The organism is Thermosulfurimonas sp., from assembly GCF_015491435.1.
GTDB lineage: Bacteria > Desulfobacterota > Thermodesulfobacteria > Thermodesulfobacteriales > Thermodesulfobacteriaceae > Thermosulfurimonas_A.
On record NZ_WFVX01000039.1, the window covers coordinates 1 to 7,802 of the forward strand.

8 protein-coding genes are annotated in these 7,802 nt (G+C 62.1%); all 8 read left to right on the forward strand.

Translation table 11 applies throughout. The features are described 5' to 3' along the window. Positions 1-415 (forward strand): precorrin-8X methylmutase (locus F8J34_RS01605; protein ID WP_297055833.1); only part of this gene is annotated, 415 nt, incomplete at its 5' end. Then, a complete protein-coding gene (gene cbiD, locus F8J34_RS01610) occupies positions 402-1,505 on the forward strand; it encodes a cobalt-precorrin-5B (C(1))-methyltransferase CbiD (protein ID WP_297055838.1) in 1,104 nt (367 codons plus the stop codon). The genes F8J34_RS01605 and cbiD, both read left to right, overlap by 14 nt. A gap of 28 nt (positions 1,506-1,533) precedes the next feature. Next, positions 1,534-2,292, forward strand: a complete 759-nt coding sequence (cbiE, locus tag F8J34_RS01615) for a precorrin-6y C5,15-methyltransferase (decarboxylating) subunit CbiE (RefSeq protein WP_297055841.1) — start codon at positions 1,534-1,536, stop codon at positions 2,290-2,292. Between the two features lie 18 nt (positions 2,293-2,310). Next, complete coding sequence (locus tag F8J34_RS01620; protein ID WP_297055844.1) at positions 2,311-2,781, forward strand: hypothetical protein; 471 nt, start codon at positions 2,311-2,313, stop codon at positions 2,779-2,781. Beyond that, positions 2,771-3,526, forward strand: a complete 756-nt coding sequence (locus tag F8J34_RS01625) for a cobalt-precorrin-4/precorrin-4 C(11)-methyltransferase (protein ID WP_297055847.1) — start codon at positions 2,771-2,773, stop codon at positions 3,524-3,526. Before F8J34_RS01620 ends, F8J34_RS01625 begins: the two co-directional genes overlap by 11 nt. A gap of 2 nt (positions 3,527-3,528) precedes the next feature. Further along, positions 3,529-5,265, forward strand: a complete 1,737-nt coding sequence (gene cobJ / locus F8J34_RS01630) for a precorrin-3B C(17)-methyltransferase (RefSeq protein WP_297055848.1) — start codon at positions 3,529-3,531, stop codon at positions 5,263-5,265. A gap of 64 nt (positions 5,266-5,329) precedes the next feature. Continuing rightward, entirely contained in the window at positions 5,330-7,015 is a 1,686-nt protein-coding gene (locus F8J34_RS01635) for a phosphoheptose isomerase (RefSeq protein WP_297055851.1), read from the forward strand. A 9-nt stretch (positions 7,016-7,024) separates the two neighbouring features. Beyond that, positions 7,025-7,802: potassium channel family protein (locus F8J34_RS01640; RefSeq protein ID WP_297055852.1), on the forward strand; the 778-nt coding region annotated here is incomplete at its 3' end.

Consider the following 7,802-nt stretch of genomic DNA (forward strand, 5'->3'; position numbering starts at 1 on the left):
GGCCTGGGTGGTCTGCGATGTGGAGATGGTGGCCGCGGGGATCGACCGCAGAAGACTCGCGGCCCTGGGAGGAAGGGTCCTTTGTGCGGTAAGAGAGGCCGGAGCCCCTCCTCCGGGATATACCCGTACGGCCTGGGGCATGGAACGGTTATTGCGCGAACACCCCGAGGTCGGGATCGTGGTGGTGGGGAACGCCCCCACGGCCCTCCTCTCCGCTTTGAGGGTCCTCACGGAGAAACCCCGCCGGGTGTTGGTGGTGGGGTTTCCGGTGGGGTTTGTCCGGGCCGCGGAGGCCAAGCTCCTTCTCGCGCAAAGCCCCTTCCCTCATCTCACCAATTACGGTTCGCGCGGGGGCTCCGGGCTGGCTGCCGCAGCGTTAAACGCCCTCCTCCGCCTGGCCCATGAAACGGCGTAAACTGCGCACCGGATACACCACCGGGGCCTGTGCCGCAGCGGCGGCCAAAGCCGCGGTCCTCGCCCTGCTGGGAGAACCCCCCTCCCAGGTGGAGATCCCCTTTCCGGACGGAAAACGCCGAAGCCTTCCGGTAAAAGACGTCCGCAGAGAGAACGACACGGCCCGGGCCTCGGTGATCAAGGACGCCGGCGACGACCCGGACATAACTAACGGAGTGGAAGTGGTGGTAGAGGTGCAGAAGATGCGGGAGGAAGGGGGCGAGATACACCTTTTGGCCGGTGAAGGTGTGGGACGGGTGACCAAACCCGGACTCCCCATACCTCCCGGGGAACCGGCCATAAATCCCGTACCCCGGGAAATGATTCGCCGGGCCGTAAGCGAGGCCCTCTCCGGTCGGCGGTGGTCGCTTGCGATCACCGTATCCGTCCCCGGAGGGGAGGAACTCTCCCGCAAGACCCTCAACCCCCGGCTGGGGATCGTGGGCGGGCTCTCCATCCTCGGGACCACCGGGATCGTAAAACCCCTCTCCTCCGAGGCCTGGCTAGCCACCATCGAGGCCTCCCTTTCCGTGGCCCGGGCGGTGGGGCTCTCCGAGGTGGTACTCTCCTTCGGAAGAACCTCGGAGATGGCCCACGAAAGACACTACGGCCTCGCCGAGGAGGCCTATGTGCTCATGGGAGACTTCGTGGAATTCGCCCTGCGCCGCACCCAGGCCTTCGGCTTCCGCCGGGTCTGGCTCTGCGGCCAGTGGGCCAAACTTCTCAAATGCGCGGCGGTGGCCGAAAATCCGCCCCGGGTCCCGGAACCCTACGGGTTCACCACCCATGTACGCCATGGAGTCCTCAGGGGAAAGGAAGCGGTGGACCTCCTGCGCACTCTGGGTTTTAACGATCTCTTCCCCGAAACCTCCTCCTTCCATACCGCCCGGGAGGTCTTCCTGGCCCTGGAAAAACTTCCCCCGGAAATAAGGACCCCGGTCTTCCGGAAGGTGGCCGAAAGGGTCAAACAGCTCGTTCGGGGCTTCGCCCCGGGTCTTTCCCCGCGCATAGTCCTGGTAAACTACCGCAGGGAAATCGTCTTTGAGGACTGATATGACCCTCCCCGGAAGGAATTTCAAAGTGTATGTGATCGGCTTTTCGCAGGGAACCCTCGCCCCCGGAGCAAAGGAAGCCCTTTCCGCCGCCTCCCAGATCCTGGTCTCCGAAAACCTCCTTCCTGCGGTAAGCAAACTTTTATCTCCTTCCGAAGAAAAAAAACTTTTTCCCTACCGCCGGTTTTCCGAGGCCCTGACCCTCCTTGAAGCCGCCAAAAAACAGGAACTTTGCCTGGCCTTTATAGTAAGCGGCGATCCTCTACTCTTTGGCGCGGGTCGGGTACTTCTGGAACGTTTCGGCCCGGGGGTCGTGGAGATCCTCCCCGCGGTAAGTTTTCCCCAACTCGCCTTCTCCAGATTCAAACTCCCCTGGGAGGATTTCTTCTTTTTAAGCCTTCACGGAGGAGACAAAACCCCCCGGAAATTTGCCCTTTCCGACCTTCCGGGTCTCCTTCGTCGCCACGGGAAGGTGTGTGTGTTTACGGATAAAGATCATGGCCCCCGGGAGATAGCCGCCTATCTCGCCCCGCGGGTCCCGGAGGAGGACCTGCGCTTTCTGGTGGCCGAACGGGTGGGGCTTTCCGGGGAGAGACTCCGGGAATGGAAACTGCGGGAGGCGGAAAGGAAAACCTTCGCCTCTCCCAACCTGGTACTCCTTATCTACCAGGGTCCGGGACTCGTCCGGGGGTTCGGTCTCTCCAGTACGGAGATCCTCCATCCCCGGGGGCTCATTACCAAGGACGAGGTGCGGGCGGTGGTGCTTCATCGTTTGCGACTCCCGTAACGGGGGGTCCTCTGGGATGTGGGAGCCGGGGCCGGAGGGGTGAGCACGGAAGCGGCCCGGAGCCACCCCCTCCTCCGGGTCTTTTCCGTGGAACGCGACCCTCAAAGACGGAACTACCTCCTGGAAAATCGCAGGCGTTTCGGGCTCCTCAACCTGGAGGTAATCGCCGGTGAGGCCCCGGAGGCCCTTCACAGCCTTCCCGCCCCGGATCGGATCTTCATCGGAGGCTCCGGGGGAAGACTGGCCGAAATACTCGAGTTCTGCACCTCCCTTGAGTTCCCCGGTCCCCTGGTCCTCACTCTGGTTTCCCTGGAAAACCTCTCTTGTGCCGAAAAAATCCTCTCCCGCCAGGGATTCGACCTGGAGGTGGCCCAGATCTCCGTCTTCCGTTCCCGAAGGCTCTCCGGCCACACCCTCCTCTCTCCGGAAAACCCGGTCTTTGTCCTTCGGGCCGAAAGAAGGGTGGCCCGGAAGGGGGATGAGGGGTAAAATGCCGGGCATGATCTATTTCTTGGGGGCCGGTTGCGGAGATCCAGACTATCTTCCGGTCAAGGCCCTGCGGGTCCTGAAAGAGGCCCGCCTGGTGGTTTACGCCGGAAGTCTCCTTACCCAGGGTTTCCGCCGGGTGCTTTCCCCGCAGGCCAGACTCCTTGACTCCCACGGAAAACAGCTCGAGGAGATCATAGACGCCATGGTCCGGTCCGCCGAAAGAGGCGAGACCGTGGCCCGTCTTCACAGCGGGGACACCGCCTTCTTCAGCGCCCTCAACGAGGAAATCGCCCTGCTCAAGGCCCGGGGGATTCCCTTCGAGGTCCTTCCCGGGGTAAGTTCGGCCTCCCTGGGGGCCGCCCGCATGGGGATCGAGCTCACCATCCCGGAAAAGGTGCAGACCGTGGTCTTTACGCGGCTTGGCGGGCATACTCCGGGCCCGAGTCCCGAGGACCTGGCCTACTTCGCCCGCCCGGATGTCACCCTGGTGCTCTTCCTTTCCGTCTCCCGGGCCGAAACCATCCAGAAAACCCTTCTTACCCGGCTCCCCCCGGAAACCCCGGTGGCAGTGGCGGAAAAACTGGGCTTTCCGGAGGAACGCATCCTTTACGGCACCCTGAAGGATCTCTCCCGCCTCATCCGGGAGGCCGGGATCCGTCGCACGGCACTTATCTACGTGGGAGAGGCCGTGGGCTGTGCCCGGAAACCCCAGGAAACCCGCTCCAGACTTTACTCCGAAAGCTAGGCATGTCCGGGGAGCGCCTGCAGAAGATCATCTTTTTTCCGGCCACCGCTCGGGGACACGAACTGGCCGCCAAACTCTCCACCCGGCTCCCTTCCTCCGAGATCCGCCCTTTATCCCGCAGGGAGGTCTCCTCCTTCTGGGAGAAGGGTAACGGGCTGGTCTTCGTTTCCGCCTGCGGTATCGCGGTGCGCACCGTGGCCCCCTTTCTACGTCATAAACAGGAGGACCCGGCGGTGGTAGTGGTGGACGAGACCGGACGCTGGGTGATAAGCCTTCTTTCCGGACACCTGGGAGGAGCCAATGCCCTGGCCCGCAAAATAGCCCGGCTCCTCCCGGCGGAACCGGTGATCACCACCGCCAGCGATCTTTACCATCTACCGGCCCTCGACCTCTGGGCCGAGGAAGCCGAGGCAATACTTCTTCCCCCGGAAAGGATTCCTGCCTTTACCGCCCGTTATCTTTCCCGGGGAGGACTTCGCGTCTTCCGCGAATACCCCCTGCCCCTTCCCGCGGTCTGGGAGGAGGTGCCCGAACCGGAGAAAGCGGACCTCATCGTCTCCTACCGTCAGCGGGATCTTTCTCCCTCCCAGCTTCTTGCCGTCCCCCGGGTGCTCTATCTGGGCCTGGGTTTCAACCGCGGCACCCCGGCTGAGGCCATAGAAAGAGCGGTAAAGGAAACCCTTTCCCGAAACCGGCTCCTCTTTCAAGCCCTTCGTGGAGTGGGGACCCTGGAGGCCAAGGCCCGGGAGGAGGGTTTCCTTGCCTTTTGCCGTAAGGCCCGCCTTTCCATCTTTCCCTTTTCCCCGGAGGAACTTTCGCGCCGGGTAAGAGAGGCCAGGCTATCGATCTCCGGGGCGGCCCGGGAGGCGGTGGGGGCTCTCGCCGTGGCCGAACCCGCGGCCCTTCTTGCCGCAGGCCCGGGAGCAAGGCTCCTGGTCTCCAAGGAAAAGACCCCGGAGGTCACCGTAGCCGTGGCCGAGGCCCGTCGAAGCCCGGGAAGGCTCTTTCTGGTGGGAATCGGGACCGGAGACCCGGGAGAAATGACCCCTGCGGCCCGGCGAGCCCTCCGCGAGGCCACCCATGTGGTGGGCTACGGAAAATATCTGGAACTGGTAAGGGATCTTCTCGCCGAAAAAGAGGTCTATTCCACCGGCATGACCCGGGAGGTGGATCGGGCCGAGCGAGCCCTGGAGCTCGCCCTTTCCGGACACCGGGTGGCCCTTGTCTCCGGAGGAGACCCGGGAATTTACGGGCTTGCAGGCCTGGTTTTGGAGCTTCTCTCCCAGAAGGGGCTCTCCGGGCCCGTGGAAATAGAGATCATTCCGGGGCTTTCAGCGGCCAATGCCTGCGCCGCCCGTCTGGGGGCCCCGCTGATGCATGACTTTGCGGCGGTTAGCCTCTCCGACCGTCTCACCCCCTGGGAAACCATCGAAGCCCGTCTGAGGGCCGCGGCAGAGGCGGATTTCGTGATCGTGCTCTACAATCCCCGCAGTCGAAGTCGTCCGGAACATCTGTCCCGGGCCCGGAGGATCCTCCTCGAGTACCGAGCCCCGGAAACCCCGGTGGGTATCGTAAAGGCCGCCGGGCGGGACGGAGAAACCGTACTCCTTTCCACCCTGGAGAGCCTTCCGGAGGAAGAGGTGGACATGCAGACCACGGTCATCGTCGGGAACTCCCGGACCTTCTTCTTCGGCCCCTGGATGATCACCCCCCGCGGCTACCGCGGTCGTCGATTTTAGCCTCGCTTCTTCCTCTCTTCCCCGGGTTATGTTAGGTATAAGGAAATCCCAAGGGGAGGAACCCATGAAAAAGCCCAAGATTCGTCGGCCCACCCGCATGAGCGAGGAGGAAAAACAGGAACTGGTGGCCAGGATCTTCGCCGCCGATCCTCTGGCCTTTACCGAGGAACCGGAGGAAGCCGAAAAGATCGCCAACCGCCTGGGCTGGGTAAAGGCTCCGGAAAGAATGCGCGAAAGGCTTACTGAGCTTCGAGCCTTTGCCGAGGAGGTGCGCGAAAAATTCGCAGAGATCGTCTGGTGCGGCATGGGGGGCTCCAGCCTTTTCCCCCTGGCCCTATCCCAGATCTTCGGTCCGCAGGAGGGTTACCCGCGCTTTACGGTACTGGATACCAACGACCCGGAGACCATCGCCGAACTGGAGGCGACCATCCCCTGGGAGAAGACCCTCTTTGTCATCGCCAGCAAGTCCGGCACCACGGTGGAGACCCTTTCTCACTATCGCTACTTCTGGCACAAACTCGAGGAACGCGGTCTTTCTCCGGGCCCCCACTTTGTAGCCCTCACCGATCCGGGGTCCCCGCTGGAGACCGAGGCCCAGGAAAAGGGTTTCCTCGAGATCTTCCACCATCCCCCGGATGTGGGCGGACGTTACGCGGCCTTAACCGAGGTGGGATTCCTGCCGGCGGCCCTCATGGGGCTTGATCTGGAGCGGGCCCTCTCCGCGGCAGAGGAAATGTTTGAGGCCTCTTCCCCGGAGCTTCCCTGGGACTATAACCTTTCGGCCTGGCTGGCCCAGTACATGGTGGAACACTTCATCCACGGAAAGGACAAGCTCACCATCCTGGCTGACCCCCTGCTTCGACCCTTCGCCCTGTGGCTGGAACAGCTTATCGCCGAGAGCCTGGGCAAACAGTTCATCGGGATCATCCCCATCGTAGGAGAAAGCCCGGGGTCTCCCACGGTTTACGGGCCGGATCGATACTTCGTCTATCTGGGGCTCCGGGGGCGCGAAAACCTCTATCGCCGACTCTTCTCCGATTTAAAGGAAGCGGATTTCGAGCTCAAGACCTATTTTCTCGAGGATCGCTACGAGATCTTCGCCGAGTGCGTGCGCTGGGAACTGGCGGTGGCCCTTTCCGGGGCTCTGCTGGGGGTGAACCCCTTTGATGAACCGGATGTGGTACGGGCCAAGAAAAAAACCCGGGAGATCCTGGACACCTTCGAGAAGACCGGGGAGTTCCCGGTGGAGTTCTATCTGGACGAGGACTCGGGCCTCGGTTTCCTTTACGCCGAGACCGCCAAGATCGAATACCCCCGTCTTACCGCCCTGATCAAAAAGTTCTTCCAGGAGATGCCGCCCTGGGGTTATGTGGGGTTCCTGGCCTATCTTCCTCCGGACCCGGAGATCGAGGAGATCTTCCGGGATCTTCGCACCCTGGTACGCGGCCGCCGACAGTGCAGCACGGTCTTCGGTTTCGGTCCCCGGTATCTCCATTCCACCGGGCAGCTCTTCAAAGGAGGAACCATCTCCGGCCGTTTCATCATCTTCACCCGCAAGGGGCGCCGGGCCGAGCAGGTCATTCCCGGAGAAGGAGTGACCTTCTGGGATCTCCAGTTTGCCCAGGCTTACGGTGATTTTCGGGCCCTGGAGGAGGTGGGACGGCCGGTGATTCACCTCCATCTTACCGAAAACTATCGGGAGGACCTGCGCCGGATCTATGAACTCTTCGAACAGTCCCTGAGATTATAGATCGCCGATATGCTTACCCTGAGACGTATCGGTCTCGGCTTCGCCCTGCTGTGCGGGATCATCATCCTGGGGGTGGCGGGGTTCTCCTTCTTTGAACACCAACCCCTTTTCGAAGCCTTTTACCTCACCCTTATTACCCTTACCACCGTGGGTTACGGGGACGTGGTTCCGCATACCGTCCCCGGGCGGATCGTGGCTATTCTGGTGGCCTTCGGTGGAGCCGGTCTCTTTTTTTACGCCATCGGGGTGGTAAGCGAGATCGTCCTGGCCCAGGTCTTTTATAATTTTTTCGGGAGAAGGAGGATGGAAAAGAAGATTGCCCAGCTCAAGGATCACTATCTCATCTGCGGTTACGGACGCATCGGCAAACACATCTGTCATCTCATCGCCCGGGAGATACCCTTCGTGGTCATCGAAAGGGATCCGGAGGTAATCCGCGAGATCGAAGCCGAGGGATTCCTCTTCGTGGAGGGGGACGCCACCCACGAGGAGGTCCTGCTCAAGGCGGGGATAGAGCGAGCCCGGGGGCTGGTGAGTGTGCTTCGGGCGGATGCGGACAACGTCTATATCGTCCTTACCGCCCGCAGTCTGAATCCGCGTCTTTTCATCATGGCCCGGGCCGATGAGGACAACGTGGTCAAACGCCTCAAACAGGCCGGGGCCAACCGGGTCTTCTCCCCCTATCTCATCGGAGCCCGGCGTATGGCTCTGGCCATCCTGCGCCCGGCGGTAACCGACTTCCTGGAACTCACGGCCCCGGAAATGAACCTGGAGCTCCAGCTCCAGG

Excerpts from the sequence above, each read along its gene's own strand:
- F8J34_RS01625 (WP_297055847.1), top strand. The coding sequence starts at position 2,771 with ATGAGGGGTAAAATGCCGGGCATGATCTATTTCTTGGGGGCCGGTTGC.
- F8J34_RS01635 (WP_297055851.1), top strand. The coding sequence starts at position 5,330 with ATGAAAAAGCCCAAGATTCGTCGGCCCACCCGCATGAGCGAGGAGGAA.
- cobJ (WP_297055848.1), top strand. The coding sequence starts at position 3,529 with ATGTCCGGGGAGCGCCTGCAGAAGATCATCTTTTTTCCGGCCACCGCT.
- cbiD (WP_297055838.1), top strand. The coding sequence starts at position 402 with ATGAAACGGCGTAAACTGCGCACCGGATACACCACCGGGGCCTGTGCC.